This window comes from Glaciecola sp. SC05, from assembly GCF_041380235.1.
GTDB lineage: Bacteria > Pseudomonadota > Gammaproteobacteria > Enterobacterales > Alteromonadaceae > Glaciecola.
On the sequence record NZ_JBGIYY010000005.1, the window covers coordinates 148,408 to 167,183 of the forward strand.

Genomic DNA, 18,776 nt, shown 5'->3' on the forward strand with positions numbered 1-18,776 from the left:
CCCCATATACTTGCGGATTTTTGATTATTTATTTGCTAAGTATGCGTTTTTTACTGATGATGATATATGTTTCTAATGTGCATAAGCACTATCGATTAATCGACACGCTACTCTAAAAGGCTCTCAAACATTATGACTTTTTTTACACGTACCCGAACAATTAAGCAGCACGTTATGCGCGCTTTAGCTGTTCTATCTATCCTACTGTTAAGTGCGTGCAGCGGCACTCAGGGCCTCTCAGTATTTTCATTCACTAATGCCGATATGGAGTCATTGCTAAATGGGCAACTGCCAAAGCTCAGCGAAAGAATGAGCATAATGGGTTTGCCAGTACAGTTTGATGTAAACAATCTAAAGATTGATATTGGCCCTGATAATCGTGAAGTGATTGTTTTAGATGTTGATTCAAGCGCTGAAATTAGTGCTTTTACCCTTAATTACCCAGTGCGCTTGATGCTTAAAGTAGAGGGCAGTCCTTATTACGATAGTAGCAAAAAAGCGGTATTTTTACGCGATGTAAAGCTGCTCGACTCTAGCGTTGACGCGGGTGGTTTCAAAGGTAATTTAGGCGTATTGAACAAAGAGGCTTTGCAAGTGATCAATGCTTTTTTGGCGGTCAACCCGGTTTATGAATTAGATATGCAGAACCCTAGACTAGCGATGCTGAGTAAACTTCCGCTCGACATGAAAGTCGTAAATGGCGCAATTAGTTTGGTGCCCAAGTTGTAGCCATTGAGATAAACAGCTTCAAACAAACGCAAGTACTCTAGCAATAAGGAGCTCACATTGTTAGCACGCCTGTATAACTTCATGCCCGGATTAAGCACCTTATTTAATTATCAGCGCTCGTGGTTTACCGATGACCTAAGGGCGGCACTGTCGGTAGCGGCGGTAGCCTTGCCCGTGGCGATTGCCTATGCTCAGCTCACTGGCGTAAATGCTGCTGTGGGACTTTATTCTTGCGTATTACCAATGTTGGTATACGCACTTTTTGGTACTTCAAAACAGCTAATTGTAGGCCCTGATGCTGCTACCTGCGCGGTAATCGCAGCCGTTGTCACGCCGCTAGCTGCAGGCGATAGCATGAAGCACTGGCAGTTAGTGATCACCATGACCGCAATGACTGGTTTTTGGTGCTTAATCGCCAGCAAATTCAAATTAGGTGTATTGGCCGATTTTTTATCGAAGCCAATCCTTATGGGCTTATTAAACGGTGTTGCCATTACAATTATTGTTGGGCAGTTCTCTAAGGTATTTGGTTTTACCTTTGACGAAAAATACCTGCTTGAGCGTTTAGGCGGAGTGCCTATTTACCTTTCACAAACTCATATTCCTACTTTGCTAATGGCGCTGCTTACGGTTGTCGTATATTTCGCAATGAAGCGCTTTAAGCCTGCATGGCCGGCATCGATGTTTGCGATTACAGTGGGCGCAATTTTGGTGTGGACATTAGATTTACAGGCATTTGATGTACAAACCATAGGCATGGTTGACGGCGGATTACCTCTTTTTAAAGCGCCCGATTTTAATGTCGGGATTATTAGAGAACTTGTGGTACCCGCGCTCAACCTAGCCATTGTTAGCTTTGTCAGCATGATGCTAACAGCCCGAACTTTTGCGGCTAAAAACGGATATGACATAGACGCCGACAGAGAATTTAAAGCGCTAGGCTTTGCCAATATTGCCTCGGCTCTATCGCAAGGTTTTGCAGTAAGCGGAGCTGATTCGCGCACAGCAGTGAACGATGCAAATGGCGGTAAAACGCAGTTGGTGTCGATTATTGCTGCCCTCATTATTGGGTTAATTGCAGTGTTTTTAACAGCTCCCTTAGAATTCATACCCAGTGCCGCGTTGGGCGTGGTGCTGATCATTGCGTCTATACATTTGCTAGATATAAGGGCCGTATGGGAGCTAAGGCTCAAAGACCGTCAGGCTTTTTATCTAGCGACTATTACGCTATTTGCGGTGCTGCTCATTGGCGTGATACCGGGGATTACTTTAGCAGTTCTATTAGGACTCTTTCAGTTTATTCGTGCGGTAATGCGACCTACCGATCAAATATTAGGTGTCGATTCAAAAGGGGTTGTTAGAACATTAGACGCTACTGAGAAAGCAAAAGCAGTAGAAGGAGTCTTTATTTACCGATTTAATTCACCGTTAACCTATTTCAATGCTGGCTATTTCAAACGCAGGCTTTTAGCACAGTACGCTCGACAAAAAGGTGAGATAAAGTGTGTAATCATAGACGCGGTGCCTTGCCTCACTCATTTAGATTTGAGCGTTATGGCAATGCTAGCTGATTTAGAGGTGATTTTTAGAAAGCGGGGTATTCGTTTAGAGCTGGCCGGTCGGAAACGGCAGTTGCTTGAATGGTTTGAAAAGGCGGACATGAAGTCGGGCACGGATGGTATTTATATCAGATCGGATATATATGTAGCGCTCAAGAAAAATGCCGATTAACAAATTGACCGTATAAAGCCCATTGCGCTTGGCATTTTTCTTGGTGATATGAATAATGATTCCCTAAAAATAAGACGCATTCAACCAAAGGTGCGTTGCAATACTCGCCACATATCCAAGTGCGATAACCGGCGTCCACTTAAGATGTCCCATAAAGGTATAGGCTCCTCGAGCTTGCCCCATTAGGGCTACGCCCGCTGCCGAACCTATTGAAAGTAAGCTGCCGCCGACGCCGGCAGTGAGCGTGATCAACAGCCAGTGACCATGCGACATTTCGGGGTTCATGGTTAGTACAGCAAACATGACCGGGATATTGTCGATTACAGCCGAGATGACGCCTAATGCGATATTGGCAGAGGTGGCGCCCCATTGAGTATAAAGCACATCTGACATCATAGATAAATAGCCCATAAAACCAAGTCCTCCTACGCACATCACAACGCCATAGAAAAATAACAAGGTATCCCATTCGGCGCGGGCTACACGGTTAAATACATCGAAGGGTACCACTTGCCCTAGCGATTGCAGCCTTTGTTCATCGCCTACGCGCTCAGCCATGGCTTTTTTTCGTGCTAATGAGCCCGGTAGGCTTACCCGTAAGAAAAATCCAAAAAATTGAAGATAGCCTAATCCAGTCATCATGCCTAAAACGGGCGGTAGATGCAGCACCGTATGAAAGCTCACTGCGGTTGCAATGGTAAGTAAAAATAGCGCGACAATTCGCAGGGCGCCTCGTTTTAATTCGATATCGTCGGCAACGCCAGTGGGTTTGCTGTTCGCGATGAAGTAGCTCATGATGCATGCTGGTAATAAATAGTTAACCGCAGACGGCACAAACAAAGCCAAAAACTCGCCAAATTCGACTACACCTGATTGCCATACCATTAAGGTAGTAATATCACCAAAAGGACTGAATGCCCCGCCAGCATTGGCAGCAATCACAATGTTGATGCAGCAGAGGTTAATAAATTTCTTATCGTCTTCGGCCACTTTCATGATCACCGCACACATCAATAGAGCGGTTGTGAGGTTGTCGGCAATCGGAGATATAAAAAAAGACAGTAAGCCGGTTATCCAAAATAGCTGCCGGTAGCTAAAGCCTTTGCGCACCATCCAGTTGCGCAATACATCAAATAAGCGTCGCTCTTCAAGGGCATTGATATAGGTCATCGCGACCAGTAAGAACAGCATCAGCTCGGCAAATTCGAGTAGAGTGTGCCTGAAGGCTGCTTCAGATTCATGAGACAAGCCTGCCTGCACATATTGCCAACCAATAATGGCCCAAATAATACCCGCAGCCACCAACACTGGTTTAGACTTGCGCAGGTGTATTTTCTCTTCAAGCATGACCAAGGTATACGCTAAGGCAAATATCCCTAGCGCAATAATGCCAGCGGCACTTGCGGTTAAATCAATCGCTCCCGCACTCGCAAAAGCAGAGGGTGCGAAGCAACTAAGCAGAACGAAGAGGGCCAGAAAATACTTTTGCTTGTTCATGGTAAGGCAATACCTTGCGTGCACAGTAATACAGTAGCGTGAGTATCTGCTTGTGTTGCACTAAATCCAATAGCATATAGACTAAATGTGTAGATGGCTACTCGCGATGAAAATACTATGTCGGTCAACTTCAATTGGTGAAAATAATTATATATATCAATGTATTAAATTAATTTCGTTTAAGAGGCTGCAGGTAATATTTGTTTAAGCAATAATGAATATTGCACAAGGCTATGTATAAAAAGGCTCAATATGCACAACTGCATCATCAATCTCAAACTGCTCAGCTAGAACCGTCTCTACCGCACTTGCAATATTATGTGATTCGGTGAGTGAAAGTGATGGGTCAACCAGCACCACTACGTCAGCATAGCGCTGCTTGCTCAAGGTACGAGAACGTAAATTGGTCACTCGTTTCACACCTTCAATTTTACAAATGGCCCTGCGAATTTTGGGTGCATCAATATCGCTATAGTCCACCAAGATGGGAATGGCTTTTTGAAACAGTCGATAGGATAAATAAAAGATTATACCCGCCATCACTATTGCAAAGGCGCCATCTACCCAATACCAGCCTTGCGAGGCTACTTGCCAGCCTACAATAACTGCAACGCTGGTAAGCACATCGCTAAAGGTATGGCTGGCGTCGGCGTTTAATATATCTGAATGAAGTTTTTTGGCCCAGCTTCGTTCCCAGATTGCCAGCAGAATATTGATTATTAGAGCGCCAACTAATATTCCAAGACCCCAAGTGCTATGTTCAACCGGTTCACCAAATCGTTGAATGGCGCTGATAAGAATTTGAAAAGCCACAATGGTGAGCAGTGAGGCCAGCACAAACACCGCGAGTTGCTCATATTTTTGGTGACCGTAAGGGTGGTCATTATCTGCAGGGGCCTCTGACATATTCGTGGCTATCCACGCAATCCCGTTATTAACAACATCGGTTGCTGAATGAATGGCGTCGGCCACAATTGCTGCTGAGTTGGTCAACAGTCCAATACTCAGTTTACTTAAGGCAATGATCAGATTCACAGCACCTTCAATGAGCAGGACTTTTTTAACGTTCATAATGGTTCACTAGTTACCCTTTATGCAAATGCATTGGTTTAGCAATATGCAGATTTAATGCCGCCAATAGAGCTACTGAGTGTAACAGCATGAAATCTATGGTGTTATTAAAGTCTTGCACTATTTCTTATCCAGAGTTCAGGTTAAATAGTGAATGTGGCGTAGTTTTTGTATTACTCAATATAACGATTGCAAAAACAGACTGCAAATATGAAAAAAATAACCGAAAATTTAGTGCATTTTTGCACCCAAAAACCAAAGGCAGTGTACCTTATTCTAGTGGTGCTAGCGCTTGTGTTTACCGCGCAAATCCCGCGCATTCAAATCGACACTGACCCAGAGAATATGCTAGATGCAGGACATCCAGCTAGGGTTTTTCATAATCAAGTGAAAACTGATTTTGCGATGCACGATGCTATTGTGGTAGGCGTGGTAAATGAAGCTGAAAATGGTGTGTTTACGCCTGAGCTGTTGACTGACATATATGACATTACAGAGACAATATTGTCAATTGACGGCGTGATTTCAGCCGATGTTATGTCCATATCTACGGTAGACAATATTACGCAATCGGAGCCTGGCACCATTCGTTTTGAGTGGATGATGGACAAGCCGCCGGCAACTATCGAGCAAAGCGCAAAAATTAGAGGCTACTTAGCAAGGCTACCGCTGTTGCAAGATACCTTAGTGTCTGAAAACGGCAGAGCTGCGGCTATCTACGTGCCCATTATCGATAAAAATCAAAGTTACAACATTGCCGAGCAAATTCGTGCACAAGTAAATCAACTAGAGAGTGCTGATAACTGGTACATCACCGGTTTACCCGTTGCCGAAGATCAGTTTGGCTTTGAGATGTTTATCCAAATGGGTATCTCTGCGCCCCTCGCGGGCCTGACTATTTTTATTTTGTTGTTTGTCTTTTTTAGAAACATTCCGCTCATTATTGCACCCATGATTGTAGCCATGGCCACGGTGATGATCACCATGGGAGCACTGATTGGCATGGGCTACACCGTGCACATTATGTCGTCGATGATTGCGATATTTTTAATGCCCATTGCCGTGGTTGACTCGGTGCATATATTGTCTGAATTTAGCGACCGCTACAAACCCGGTGAAAATTTACAGGCGACTATCGAAGAAGTGGTGGGGCATTTGTTTACGCCGATGCTATATACCTCAATCACCTCGTCTATTGGCTTTTATTCGCTGATGCTAACGCCCATTCCGCCGGTGCAAATATTTGGTGCTTTTGTCGGTAGCGGTATCTTACTTGCCTTTTTGATCACTATAACCTTTATGCCCGCTTATTTATCGCGGATGAATAAGACATCCTTAGATAAGCTGCAGCAAGTTATGCACGACTCCCAAGGTGGCAGTAAAATCGCGGTGTTTGCAAAATCCATTGGTGGTTTTGCGCTAAGATTTAAAGGTGTTTTGGTGTTGGGTTTTGCAGCGGTGTTTGCTGTGTCTGTGTGGGGTATTACGCAAATACAGATCAACGACAATCCGGTGCGCTGGTTCAAGCCAAGCCACGAAATACGAGTGGCCGACAAGGTATTAAACGAGAACTTCGCCGGTACTTACGATGCGTACGTGGTGCTTCAGGCTGAAACTTCATTGTTACCGTTAAACGAAATAATGCAATCAGACTTGCCCTCAAGCCTTGAAAGCTGGGCAAGCGAGCAAAGCAATGCATTGGCAGCCATGCCGCTAAACGAACAATATCAGCAGTTACTCAATAATATCGACGATCGCTTATTTGGTGATGTCAGCGATGCAGAATTGGATTATTTGAGTGCCTTACTAGAGCGTGTGGAAAGCAAGTTGAGTAACTCAAAAGCCTTTCAGTCACCTGAGTTACTTGCTTATATTGCATCTTTGCAGCAGTACCTGCAGGAATCGGGCTTGGTGGGTAAATCTAATTCATTGGCCGATGTTACTAAAGTCGTCAACCGAGAACTGCGCTCAGGGCAGGACAGTGATTATCAAATTCCGCAGTCGCCCCAAGCGGTGGCGCAAACCTTGTTGCAGTATCAATCCTCGCATCGCCCCGATGACTTATGGCATTTTGTCACGCCAGACTATCAGCAGTCGCTGATTTGGTTGCAGTTGGCCTCAGGCGACAATCAAGACATGAGCAAAATTATCAGCCTAGTTGATGATTTTGTGGCGCAAAACCCATTGCCGGAGGCGATTAGCTTAGGCTGGGCCGGAAAAGCTTATATCAACGTTATTTGGCAAGACAATATGGTAGCCGGTATGCTCGACAGCCTGATCAGCGCCTTTGTGATTGTGTTTATCATGATGACCTTGCTGTTTCGTTCGGTGGTGTTTGGCGCCTTAGCCATGCTGCCGCTGACCATTACTATCACTTTTATTTACGGGCTGATTGGCATCATTGGGAAAGACTACGACATGCCTATAGCAGTGCTATCTGCGCTTACTTTAGGTTTGTCGGTAGATTTTGCCATTCACTTTTTAGAGCGAGCCCGTGAGGTATTTAGGCAAACTCAAGATATCAAACAAACCTTTGCGTTAATGTTTGATGAACCTGCTACCGCAATTACCCGCAACGCGCTGGTGATTGCGCTTGGCTTTACGCCACTGCTGTTTGCACCATTGGTCCCGTACATAACCGTGGGCATCTTTTTAGCCAGCATTATGGCAATATCTGCACTGGTTACGCTATTAATTTTACCCGCGGTAATGACCATGGGTAAGCGCATTGTTTTTAAGCCTCAAGCATAAGGAGTACAACTATGTCTACACGCACATTTACTGCAATGGTAACAAGCATTTTGAGTATGGCAACGTTGAGCTTTTCGGCCCAAGTCATGGCTGATGATATCGATGTGAATGAGATTATCCAACAGGCCGAGCGCGCCGCTTATTACAGCGGAGACGATGGCCGCTCAGACGCTCGAATGATGATTGTTGATGCGCAAGGGCGAAAGCAAATGCGCCAATTTACCATTTTGCGCAGGGACATTGCTGATAACGGTGATCAGCAAATGATGGTGTTTTTTTCGCGCCCTTCAGATGTCAAAGACACGGTGTTCAGAGTGGAAAAACGTGCCCGCTTGGATACCGAAGACGACCGCTGGCTATATTTGCCTGCCCTCGATTTAGTCAAGCGTATCTCCTCTGGCGATAAACGTACCTCGTTTGTAGGCTCGCATTTCTTCTATGAAGACGTATCGGGTCGCGCAGTGTTAGAAGATGACTTTAGCTTGCAAGAGCAGACCGACAGCGCCTATATCCTAAGGGCCGTGCCAAAGCGACCAGACAGCGTTGAGTTTGATCATTATGTGGTAACTATCGACAAACAAAGCATGCTGCCTATGCTTATCGATTTTTATAAAGGCGATAACAATTATCGCCGTGTTGAGGCAGTGCTTGTAGAAGAGATCCAAGGATATCCGACGGTGGTGCGCTCAAAAGTGAGTGATTTAGAAAGCGGCGCGTATACCTTAATGGAGTTTCGCAACATTACATATAACATTGGCCTAGACGACGATGTATTTAGCGAGCGCAGCCTGCGCAACCCGCCTCGGCAATGGTTGAACTAATATGCAATATCGTATTTGGCCTGTGCTTGTCTTGCTGCTGTTAGCTGCGCCTGCTTATTCCCAAGAAGACGAATGGGCGATGGACGATTGGGGAGAGGAAGCTGCACCAGAGTCTCCTTTTTCGGGCTTTGTGGAGCTTGCATTGGGTGCCCGTTTACGTTCGGATCCTGCCATTAGTACGGATAAAACCCTTGCGGATTTGCGCGCACAGCTGCAGTGGGATAGAGACTTTGAGCATTCTCGCCTCAAGCTCACTGCCGACCTATATTACGATGGCGTACTCGACCAAACCCGCATGCAAATAAGAGAACTAGCTTGGCAGGGAAGTTTGGCCAGCTTTGGTAAATGGGGGGAGCAATTTGATGTAAAAGTAGGCCAGCAGGTGCTTACTTGGGGCACCGGTGACTATGTTTTTTTAAACGACTTATTTCCTAAAGATTTTCAATCGTTTTTTGCCGGCCGCGACGATGACTACTTAAAAGCGCCGTCATTATCGGCCAAGGTGTCTGGCTTTTTTGATTGGGCCAATGTCGACTTTGTCGTAACGCCTGAATTTACCCCCGACAATTATATTAACGGTGATTACTTCTCGTTTTTCTCGCCTTTTGCCGGGGTGAATGTGGCACCTGGTTTTGATGTGACGCCGCCTTTGCGCCCTCAAAACCCTGAGTATGCAATGCGTATTTATAAAAGCATGGGTGCGGTGGAATATGCGTTATATGGATACCGAGGATTTCACAAATCACCATCGAGCTTTACTGCTTTTGGAGAACCGAGGTTTTCCGAGTTAGCGGTATATGGTGCCAGCGCCATCACTACTTTTGCTAGCGGTTTGTTAAACGCTGAAGTAGCTTATTACGATTCTCTCGAGGATAAATCAGGTAACGACCCTTTGGTGCCCAATAGCCAAACCCGCTGGCTGCTAGGCTATGAGCAAGAGCTTATTAAAAATCTAACCGGCAGTGCGCAAGTCTATGTAGAGCGCACCCTAGACTACGATGCCTTGCAAACTGCATCTTTGAACACTGCCTTTGAGCCAAATAAAAATCGCGTAGTGTTCACCCAACGACTCATGTATCGAGCGCTTCAGCAAACCCTGACGCTAAATCTCTTTAACTTTTATTCGACCAGCGATGAAGACGGTTATCTAAAGATAAATGCCGATTACAGCCCGGTAGACCAATGGCAACTCTCTGCGGGCGTCAATCTGTTTTACGGAGATCAGCCGTTTAGCTTCTTTAATCAGTTTGCCGATGCTAGCAACGCATTTGTGCGATTTAAATACTATTACTAACCACGTTTTATTAAGAGAGGATATTGTATGTCTGCAGAAAGAGCATTAACGGCCTTTGCCGGTTTTATGGTGATGTTATCGGTGGCCCTCACCGTATGGGTTCATCCTAACTTTGTTTGGTTTACCGTGTTTGTGGGAGCAAATTTGTTTCAACAAAGCTTTACTGGATTTTGCCCGGCGACAATAGTGTTACGTAAGGTTTTTGGTTTTAAGACGGAAAAGGAGCTTGCCAGCGGTTTATAGCTGGCATTTTTTGAGCTGCTAATTGTTCAAGTTGCACTAAGTCTTGTAAACCTATGATCTGCTGATTGATGTTTCCAGTCAGAATTGATCGGCTAATTCACATTTGTAAAAACAGATCCTAATCATATTTCAAACCAAATTTTTGTAATTTACGATATAGAGTGCGGGTGCTAACGTCGAGTTTTTCAGCGAGTTCATCTATTGACATCGATTGTGTCTCGCAGATGCTTGCTAGATATCTAGCTTCAGCATCTTCGAGAGAGATTAGGCCTTCGTTTGCGCCATTTTGCTTTGTATTTTGGCTAAGCACCAGTTCCGGCAAATCATCTATTTCGATGATTTCTTCATTCGCCATCAGCGCTGATTGTTCAACAATATTCTTAAGCTCTCGGATATTGCCACGAAATTCATATTGGCATAAGCGTTCTAAAGCCTCTGCACTAAACTTTTTGTTACATAACTCCGAATGATTTAAAAAATGCTTTGCTAGCGATGGAATGTCTTCATGTCGCTCTGATAAAGAAGGTAAGACAATAGGAAATCCAGCGATTCGATAGTATAGGTCTTTTCTAAATAGGTCTTTTTCAACCTGTTCGATAAGGTTTTTATGACTAGCGCAAATTAGTCTAAAATCGGCCTTTCGTTGTTTCAATCCGCCTACGGTTCGATAGCAATGTGTTTCAATAAGGCGTAGCAATTTGACCTGCATGCTCAACGGAACATCGGCAATTTCATCAAAAAACACAGTGCCGCCGTTGGCCATTTCAATGAGTCCTTTTTTTGCGTGGGAGGCGCCGGTAAAAGCACCTTTTTCATGACCAAAAAGTTCAGACTCAAACAGGTTTTCATTTAAACCGGTGCACTCTATAACTACAAATGGTTTTTCAGCGCGACGGCTTGATTCGTGTATAGCTTTGGCAACCAATTCTTTGCCGGTGCCCGTTTCACCATGCAGCAATACCGCTATTTCCGATTTTGCAGCACGATTGATTTTGGTAAGCATGTTTTTAAATGCTTCACTAGCGCCTATCATTTTATTGCTTTGAGATTCATCCGCAGCAAAGTTAATACGGTCGAGTATCTCTAAAAAGCCTGTGGTAATGCCATTTTCATCGGTGACAGGCTTCATTAGGATGTCGCAATAGGTTTTACCAAGTGCAGTTTTATGAATGTGAACCACACTGTTTGCTCGTCCAGTGCTGACGCAAGACTGAATTGGACAAGCTTCTCCGTGTTTGTCACATGGTGATTGGTGACCATGCGATATTTCAAAGCATTTGCTCTTGCCAACATCAACTTCGGTTTCGTAAGTATCTCTGTAGGCACTGTTGACGGCCAAAATAGTATATTTAGTATCAATAAATATAGCGGGTTTATCGATGACGTCGATCATTCCTTGAATAATAGAAATACTCATATTGTAGCGCAGCCTTTTAATGACATATTTGACTTATTATGTGTCATAACTGGCACGAACATCAATGATTCTTCATGTACTTCTACCGAAGAATTTAAAAAGCATTAAAATTCAATGCCTTAAAAGATTATTAATTATGGCACGGCTCTTGTAACACTAATGTTACAAATGTGTAGTTACGCTAGATAATTTTAAAAAGAGGAACGGTTATGGCTAAGGTCGTTGTGTTGGGTGCGGGTACTGGTGGAATGCCCGCTGCTTATGAAACAAAAGAGATATTGGGTAAGTCCCATGAAGTTGTTGTGGTTAACGAACATCCTGAGTTTCGCTTTGTACCTTCTAATCCTTGGGTGGCTGTAGGATGGCGTGAACCAGAAGCGATTACTATTCCTATTGAAAAGTACTTAAGCAAAAAAGACATTGGGTTTGTGTGCGCACGTGTGACACAAATTGACGCCGATAACTCTGTGTTAAAGACCGAAGCCGGCGACACTATCGAATATGATTACTTGATCATTGCAACAGGACCTAAACTGGCTTTTGCCAATATTGAAGGTGCTGGCCCAGAGTTTTTTACGCAATCTATTTGCAATTTAGACCATGCAAAAGCCTGCTACGTTGATTTTCAAAAACTGCTTGAAAACCCAGGGCCAGTAATTGTGGGCGCGTTTCAAGGCGCCAGTTGCTTTGGACCTGCCTACGAATATGCGTTTATTCTAGATAAAGCCCTGCGCGACGCCAAAATACGCCATAAAGTGCCAATCCACTATATTACGAGTGAGCCTTACATCGGCCATTTAGGCTTAGGCGGGGTAGGCGATTCAAAATCTTTATTAGAATCAGAACTGCGCACCAAAGATATTAAATGGATTTGTAACGCCAATGTCGACAAAGTAGAAGATGGCATCATGCATATCTCAGAGTTTAACCGCAAAGGTGAGGCTGAGCTGAGCCATTCACTACCTTTTGTTCACTCAATGTTAATACCGCCTTTTGCGGGTATCGATGCAGTGGCAAATGTCAAAGACTTATGTAATCCGAAAGGTTTTGTGATCACCGATGAGTATCAACGCAGCCCTGTCTATCCAAATATATTTTCAGGTGGTGTTTGCGTAGCTATCCCACCGGTTGAGAGCACTCCAGTGCCAACCGGTACACCAAAAACAGGCTATATGATTGAAACCATGATGACCGCTATTGCGCATAATCTTCAGTCCATCATTGTCGATGGTGTAGAGCCCTCAGCAAAAGGCACATGGCATGCCATCTGTTTAGCGGATATGGGTGACACGGGCGCTGCCTTTGTGGCAATGCCGCAGATACCGCCGCGTAATATTACCTGGTTTAAAAAAGGCAAATGGGTGCACTACGCTAAAATTGCCTTTGAAAAATACTTCATGCGTAAAATGAAAACCGGCAGTAGTGAGCCTGTTTATGAAAAGTACGTGCTCAAAGCATTGGGTATAGAGCGTCTAGAATAAAGTGCAAGGGGGATAAAAATGAAATTGAAACTGTGGCTTACGCTCAGCTTGCTTTGCGCATCAATGAGCGGGCTTAGCGCAGAGCAAGTTAGTGTGGCTGAACATGTGAGCAATGCAGAGCTAAATAGCAGCAATATAAAATCTTCAGCACAAGCAGGCTCAGATACACCATTTGACCAAATGCAATTGCGCAAAGAGGCACAGCAAAAAATTCAGCAGTTTGCGAGCACATTGAAGTCGGCATTGGTAGGCGCCATACAAAGCGGTGGATTGGCGCACGCAGTAGATGTTTGCCATAGCACTGCGCCGCAGATTGCTGAAGACCTTTCCACAGAAGGTTGGCATGTTGCGCGCACCAGCTTAAAAGCACGCAATGAGCAAAATCAGCCCGATAGCTGGGAAGTCGAGATGTTACAGACCTTTGATCAGCAATTTAAATCTGGCATCGAAGCTAAAGCGCTCAACGCTGAGTTGTATAAGCAAGCAAAATTTAGGTATATGCAGGCTATTCCCACCGACCAAGTATGTTTGGCGTGTCATGGCGTATCTATAGATGCAGCGCTGAGCGAAGCAATCAATAAACAATATCCTAAGGACAGAGCGACTGGTTTTACGCTGGAGGATATACGCGGTGCGTTTACTGTGAGCAAAGCCCTAAATGATTAAGAATGTTGCATCGCAACATAAGTAATTAGGAAAATAAGAGACACAATGAATAAACTCATAATAAAGCCCTTTTTTGATGAGGTCACTTGTACCGTCACCTATGTACTAACCGACAAAGCAACATCGCAGACAGCGGTTATCGATCCTGTGCTGGATTACGATGCAAATTCAGGCAAATTAAGCTCGACGAGTATTGATGCAGTTATTGACCATATTGACAGTAATAACCTGCGTTTAGAATGGATCTTAGAAACCCATGCGCACGCTGATCATGTCAGTGCAGCGGCTTATCTTAAAAATAAGCGTGGCGGTCAAATTGGTATAGGCGAACATATCAAAACGGTGCAGTCTACCTTTAAAGCTGCTTTCAACTTTGGCAGTGAGATGCACTGTGATGGGCGCCAATTTGATTACCTTTTTGAAGATGGCGAATTACTTACACTAGGGCATTTAGCGATAGAGGTTAAACACACCCCTGGTCATACACCCGCATGCGCGAGCTATCTGATTGAAGATGCCGTATTTGTAGGGGATACCATTTTTATGCCCGACTTTGGTACTGCTCGCACCGATTTTCCAAACGGCAGTGCAAAGGCGCTATATCAGTCTATTCAAAAGCTACTGGCTTTACCTGAGCACACGCGAATGTTTGTTGGGCATGATTATAAAAGCCCGACTCGTGACGTATATGCATGGGAAACCACGGTGTTGGAACAAAAACGCAATAATATTCACGTCAAAACGGGCAGCAACGAAAATGATTTTATCAAGATGCGCAATACGCGTGATGCGACGTTGCCAGTGCCCAAATTACTGTTGCCGGCTATTCAACTGAATATTCGCAGTGGGCAGTTGCCACCACAAGAAAGTAACGGCCAGTCATACCTAAAGATTCCGTTGACGGTCAGTTTTAGTCAATGATTACCGATCCGGTAATTTGGATAGGCGCGTTAATGATGGGCCTGAGCCTAGGCTTATTAGGCTCAGGCGGCAGCATACTGACGGTTCCACTGCTGGTATATGTGGCAAATGAGCCAGAGAAAATAGCGATTGCCGAATCCTTACTAATTGTTGGAATAGTGGCGTTGGTCGGCAGCATTATTCATATACTTAAGCGTAACGTGGATTACAAATTGGCACTTCTATTTGGCTTGCCAAGCATGTTCTCAGCCTACCTAGGTGCCTATTTATCGCAGTTTGTCAGTGCTCAGTTTCAAATGTTGTTGTTTGCAATAGTCATGCTGGCTGCCAGTGTGTTTATGTTAAAACCTAAATCAACGAACGACCTAGCCAAGCAAAGCAAGCAAGACGGCAATCCCTACGTGCTGATCGCGGCGGGTTTATGCGTCGGCGTTTTGGCTGGCTTAGTGGGGGTGGGCGGTGGCTTCTTAATTGTGCCGGTACTGCTTGGCGTGACCGCCATCAAAATACATCAAGCAATTGCAACTAGCCTAGTGATTATCACTATGCAAAGCTTCGCGGGCTTTGGCAAATATGCCTACCTCACGAGCGTGCAGTCGCTATCGTTTAACATTGAACTAATTACTTTAGTGAGTATATGCGCGGTATTGGGCGTGTTTATAGGCGCATGGGCTACGCAAAGGCTACCTCAGGCAAAGTTGAAAAGCTTGTTTGGCATTAGCCTTATTCCGCTTTCGGTATTTATATTTTATTCCAATATTTAAAAGGTTTGCTTATGTCAATTGCACAAATTACACCAACATTTTCAGTATCGGGCGCACTCACTGAGGCTGAGTTTCAAGCATTGGCTGTCCGCGGGATTGACACTTTGATCAATGTACGTCCTGATGGCGAGAGCGCAGAGCAGATCAACAGTGCTCAATGGCACGATTTAGCAAAGCTCCATAAGATGCAGTATCGTTTTATGCCGGTAAAACCCTGTGAATATTCAGCGCAAGACATTGCAAATTTTGCAGTGTTTTTAAAGCAGTCACATACGAGTGCTCACGGTTTCTGCCGAACCGGCACACGAGCGATTCACTTGTGGGCGCTAGCAAATAAAGATACCCTTTCATTTGATTACATGCAGGATTTGGCAAAACAAGCGGGCTACGATTTAAATATGATTGCTGACCGGTTTAAAGCTTAAGTCCGCAGATAAGCTATCAGCGTGAAAGTGAGCTCTATATCGCATATTGGCCTTGCCAAATAGATGTAAACCGTCGTTATGACACATGTAAAAAGTCTTCTAAAAACCACGCCGAAAATTCGTGTCTGCCAACGAGATTGCTTTTTGCATAAACGCTCGACGCTTGCTGCCTAACAGTTGCTTCTTTTGTATCTCTGACGCTAGAAATTTCGCGGAGGCTGAGACCCTTGAGCAGCAAAAAAGCGACTTCTTGCTCGGTCGGGGTAAGCTTCCAATCGTCAAACTGGCTTTTGATCACTTGACTGAAATGCTTACGCTCTTTTGTGAATTGGTTATTGAGCGATTCGATTTGATGATTCGCGTTGCTGAGGTCTTGTGCGAGTCCGTTTAAGGCTCGAGTGCGTTTACGCATATCGAATATCAATACAATGGCGCCGATGGCAGACAGCAAAACTAGAAACGCTTCTTGTGCAATGTGCCACATAGGCACATCCAATCCAATATCAACAAAAACGTCGGCTCCGTTAAGAGTCATAATGGTGATGAGTATAATGGTAATAATCGTATCTTTCATGTTCAGTAAACTCGGTTTTAGATGCTTGCAGCGGCGATATCATACATATGTTGCATGGCGGTATAGACATATGTGTATGGTAAGTTTAGCAAATTGCTGGGAGGATGATCACTATGATTACTAACTCAGAGAATCTTGTGCAAAAGATCACATGCCATTCACTTGCTTTCGCATTACTCACTTTAGTGATACTGCTTGTGAGCGCACCATCAAATGCGACTTTGTCACTTAAAGATGCCTTAGATGCCGCTCTCGAGCAACAAAACAAACGTTTGAGTAGCGCTGAAAAAGTCAATGCGCAACAACAAAATTTCACATCGTGGTTAGATGGTGTGCCTTTTGTGTCGGTGTCAGCGCTGCGAAGTCAGGATGCATTGGGCACCAATGAAGCAGAAATTGGACTCACCCTGCCCATAAAAAGCGCCTTGCGACGTGATATTGAAAAACAGCTTGAAAATAATGTCGCGCTATTTAAAGAAAATGCCAGTCGCCAACAAGCACTTTTTTTATCGGGGCAAATAAGAGAGCTGGTTTGGAAGGCGCAAGCTGCAAAATTAAACATTCGCATTACTGAACAGAAAATTGAAATGCTGAGCCTGTTAAGTGCGCGGGTTCAGGTTCTTTTTGAGTCCAGAGCAGTGCCAGAGTACATTGTGCTGCTGCTAGAGAAAGAAGCAATAGATAGCGCGCTGCTTAAGCTAGAACAAGAATATCAACTTAGCGATATATCTGCCGAATATAGACGCATCACCGGTCTTAGTGCTATGCCCACAGAGATTCAAGAGCACCTTGATGCAGACTCTGCTTATTCGATGGTAAATCATCCCGATATTGCTCTTCTAGATGGTGCTTGGCAGCACTTTTCTCAGACATATGAAGCAAGTAATCAGAAAGCCGAACCTTGGAATGTGACGCTCACCGCAAGGCGCATAGAAGTGTCTAATTTTGATGAAAATCAGATAGGGCTTGGCCTTGAGATCCCATTATCGCTCACTGATCATTACAGCCCGGTGCAGCGCAGCGAATATTTTAAAGCACAAACCGAGTACCAATTGGCCAAACAAAGCCTGAGCAATCGTTTGATATCGGTATTTGAACAAGCAAAGCGCGAGCTAGAATTTTTAGAAGCGAAGCAGTTATTGTTAGATAGTTCTGAGAAACCTATTCAAAAGCTTGAACAGATCATTCCCACCTTACTTAACGCAAATTTAGAAAATAAAGAAAGTGTTATTCGCAGCGCCCTCGAAGTCATAGATGCACGAGCGAATATCGAACTGAATCGCATTGCCCTATATCAACAAATTAGCATGCTCAAACAAGCAGCAGGAATCAGCATATGACTATCAAATTACATACCTCACCCATGCTAAAGCTTGGCTTTCTGCTACTTATAGTTCCATTGCTAGTATCCATGCGCGTGCAAGGCCAAGAGCAGAGCATAAGCACCCAGCAGCTTGGACAATTAAGCGTAAGCTTGTCAGCGGTCCAGTTGGTTGACAGTTATCAAGGAGCCGCTTTAAGTGGCGAAGTGACATCTGAGTCGGGCGCCGCCTATTCCATAACTTCGCCTATGAATGTGCAAAGGGTGATGTTTTTAAAACCACGTGGGTCGATAGTCCAAGCGGGAGACGTAATAGTCAAATTAATAGGCTCGGAAGTAGAGCATTATTATGACGAATATCAGCTTAAAAAAGCGTTGTTTCAACAAACGTCTAAATCATATGAAAATAATAGAAAATTATATGAGCAAAAAGCCATTGGTGAGCAACAATGGCTAAGTATTAGTGAGCACTATGTTAATCAAAAGCTTGCATTGGGCGAGTACCATCATTTTTTTGAGTACGTTGCTAAGTATGATCACGATGAGCAATCTTTAAGCCTCAAATCCCCCCTTAATGGCATGCTAAATTACAGTCGTTTTTCTAGCCTTAATGCCAATCAAGATATTGTGCATATTTTGCCGCAATACGCGGTGCGCCTAAAAGTAAATTTACCGGCAAGTCAGGCGCAAATCCCCAGCGCCCTATCCTTGCCTTTATGTACGCTTAAGATAGAAATAAACGAAGGTTTATCTCAATCTTTCTACAAAACCTTATGGAGTGAGCCCCTCAAAGCTAATTGCGGACTGCGCTATGGCGACATTCTTAGTGTAAAGCCTGAATATGCCTTGAAAGCATACCGTATTACAAAAACATCGGTATTTAGTTTACATGGTAATCACTACATTATGCTTAAGCAAGCTGATGGTTTTGCGTCTGCACAGGTTAGTATTGTGGCAAGCGAGCAAAATAGTTTTATTGTGACCTCAACACGGGATATCGCAGGCGCAGCGGCTGCGAGCAGTTCGGTAAGCGCTTTGCAGGGCATTTTGATGGGCTTGGGAGAGTAGAT

At 44.3% G+C, this 18,776-nt stretch carries 17 protein-coding genes; 13 read left to right on the forward strand and 4 right to left on the reverse strand.

Annotated elements, in window-relative coordinates; translation table 11 throughout:
* Positions 1 to 174 precede the first annotated feature (174 nt).
* On the forward strand, positions 175 to 729 hold the full coding sequence (locus AB9H30_RS06530; RefSeq protein ID WP_371193907.1) for a DUF1439 domain-containing protein: 555 nt from the start codon (positions 175 to 177) through the stop codon (positions 727 to 729).
* 57 nt (positions 730 to 786) lie between these two features.
* Positions 787 to 2,460, forward strand: coding sequence for a SulP family inorganic anion transporter (locus AB9H30_RS06535; RefSeq protein ID WP_371193849.1), 1,674 nt, complete (start codon positions 787 to 789; stop codon positions 2,458 to 2,460).
* Positions 2,461 to 2,523: 63 nt separating this feature from the next.
* Here AB9H30_RS06535 and nhaD read toward each other — a convergent pair whose 3' ends face one another.
* Together nhaD and AB9H30_RS06545 are read right to left on the reverse strand one after the other, a co-directional pair.
* The gene (gene nhaD / locus AB9H30_RS06540) at positions 2,524 to 3,957 is read right to left on the reverse strand and encodes a sodium:proton antiporter NhaD (protein ID WP_371193850.1); all 1,434 of its coding nucleotides are present in this window, start codon (positions 3,955 to 3,957) and stop codon (positions 2,524 to 2,526) included.
* 231 nt (positions 3,958 to 4,188) lie between these two features.
* Positions 4,189 to 5,028: a cation diffusion facilitator family transporter gene (locus tag AB9H30_RS06545; protein WP_371193851.1), complete on the reverse strand. Its 840-nt coding sequence runs from the start codon at positions 5,026 to 5,028 to the stop codon at positions 4,189 to 4,191.
* A 210-nt stretch (positions 5,029 to 5,238) separates the two neighbouring features.
* Between AB9H30_RS06545 and AB9H30_RS06550 the strand changes: the two genes are divergently transcribed.
* From AB9H30_RS06550 to AB9H30_RS06565, 4 genes are read left to right on the forward strand one after another with little or no spacing between them, the layout of a single operon-like run.
* Complete coding sequence (locus tag AB9H30_RS06550; RefSeq protein ID WP_371193852.1) at positions 5,239 to 7,779, forward strand: RND family transporter; 2,541 nt, start codon at positions 5,239 to 5,241, stop codon at positions 7,777 to 7,779.
* Between the two features lie 11 nt (positions 7,780 to 7,790).
* Positions 7,791 to 8,600: an outer membrane lipoprotein-sorting protein gene (locus AB9H30_RS06555; protein WP_371193853.1), complete on the forward strand. Its 810-nt coding sequence runs from the start codon at positions 7,791 to 7,793 to the stop codon at positions 8,598 to 8,600.
* Between the two features lies 1 nt (position 8,601).
* The gene (locus tag AB9H30_RS06560; RefSeq protein WP_371193854.1) at positions 8,602 to 9,894 is read left to right on the forward strand and encodes a hypothetical protein; all 1,293 of its coding nucleotides are present in this window, start codon (positions 8,602 to 8,604) and stop codon (positions 9,892 to 9,894) included.
* Between the two features lie 27 nt (positions 9,895 to 9,921).
* Positions 9,922 to 10,137 carry a DUF2892 domain-containing protein gene (locus tag AB9H30_RS06565; protein WP_371193855.1) on the forward strand — a complete coding sequence of 72 codons (216 nt, stop codon included), beginning with the start codon at positions 9,922 to 9,924 and terminating at the stop codon, positions 10,135 to 10,137.
* A 118-nt stretch (positions 10,138 to 10,255) separates the two neighbouring features.
* On the opposite strand, the gene AB9H30_RS06570 is transcribed toward AB9H30_RS06565, so the two are convergent.
* On the reverse strand, positions 10,256 to 11,554 hold the full coding sequence (locus AB9H30_RS06570; RefSeq protein ID WP_371193856.1) for a sigma-54 interaction domain-containing protein: 1,299 nt from the start codon (positions 11,552 to 11,554) through the stop codon (positions 10,256 to 10,258).
* Between the two features lie 209 nt (positions 11,555 to 11,763).
* Here AB9H30_RS06570 and AB9H30_RS06575 point away from each other — a divergent pair, with 209 nt between their 5' ends.
* From AB9H30_RS06575 to AB9H30_RS06595, 5 genes are read left to right on the forward strand one after another with little or no spacing between them, the layout of a single operon-like run.
* Positions 11,764 to 13,035 carry an NAD(P)/FAD-dependent oxidoreductase gene (locus AB9H30_RS06575; protein ID WP_371193857.1) on the forward strand — a complete coding sequence of 424 codons (1,272 nt, stop codon included), beginning with the start codon at positions 11,764 to 11,766 and terminating at the stop codon, positions 13,033 to 13,035.
* Positions 13,036 to 13,053: 18 nt separating this feature from the next.
* On the forward strand, positions 13,054 to 13,701 hold the full coding sequence (locus tag AB9H30_RS06580) for a DUF3365 domain-containing protein (protein WP_371193858.1): 648 nt from the start codon (positions 13,054 to 13,056) through the stop codon (positions 13,699 to 13,701).
* 45 nt (positions 13,702 to 13,746) lie between these two features.
* Complete coding sequence (locus AB9H30_RS06585; protein WP_371193859.1) at positions 13,747 to 14,622, forward strand: MBL fold metallo-hydrolase; 876 nt, start codon at positions 13,747 to 13,749, stop codon at positions 14,620 to 14,622.
* Positions 14,619 to 15,386 (forward strand): sulfite exporter TauE/SafE family protein, encoded by a 768-nt coding sequence (locus AB9H30_RS06590; protein ID WP_371193860.1) that lies wholly within the window; start codon positions 14,619 to 14,621, stop codon positions 15,384 to 15,386. The genes AB9H30_RS06585 and AB9H30_RS06590 overlap by 4 nt, the downstream gene beginning before the upstream one ends.
* A gap of 11 nt (positions 15,387 to 15,397) precedes the next feature.
* Positions 15,398 to 15,811 carry a TIGR01244 family sulfur transferase gene (locus AB9H30_RS06595; protein WP_371193861.1) on the forward strand — a complete coding sequence of 138 codons (414 nt, stop codon included), beginning with the start codon at positions 15,398 to 15,400 and terminating at the stop codon, positions 15,809 to 15,811.
* Between the two features lie 76 nt (positions 15,812 to 15,887).
* Here the strand turns inward: AB9H30_RS06595 and AB9H30_RS06600 are convergent, their stop codons facing one another.
* Complete coding sequence (locus tag AB9H30_RS06600) at positions 15,888 to 16,385, reverse strand: helix-turn-helix transcriptional regulator (RefSeq protein ID WP_371193862.1); 498 nt, start codon at positions 16,383 to 16,385, stop codon at positions 15,888 to 15,890.
* 113 nt (positions 16,386 to 16,498) lie between these two features.
* Between AB9H30_RS06600 and AB9H30_RS06605 the strand changes: the two genes are divergently transcribed.
* Together AB9H30_RS06605 and AB9H30_RS06610 are read left to right on the forward strand one after the other, a co-directional pair.
* On the forward strand, positions 16,499 to 17,725 hold the full coding sequence (locus AB9H30_RS06605; protein ID WP_371193863.1) for a hypothetical protein: 1,227 nt from the start codon (positions 16,499 to 16,501) through the stop codon (positions 17,723 to 17,725).
* On the forward strand, positions 17,722 to 18,774 hold the full coding sequence (locus AB9H30_RS06610; protein WP_371193864.1) for a hypothetical protein: 1,053 nt from the start codon (positions 17,722 to 17,724) through the stop codon (positions 18,772 to 18,774). The genes AB9H30_RS06605 and AB9H30_RS06610 overlap by 4 nt, the downstream gene beginning before the upstream one ends.
* The last annotated feature ends 2 nt before the right edge of the window (positions 18,775 to 18,776 follow it).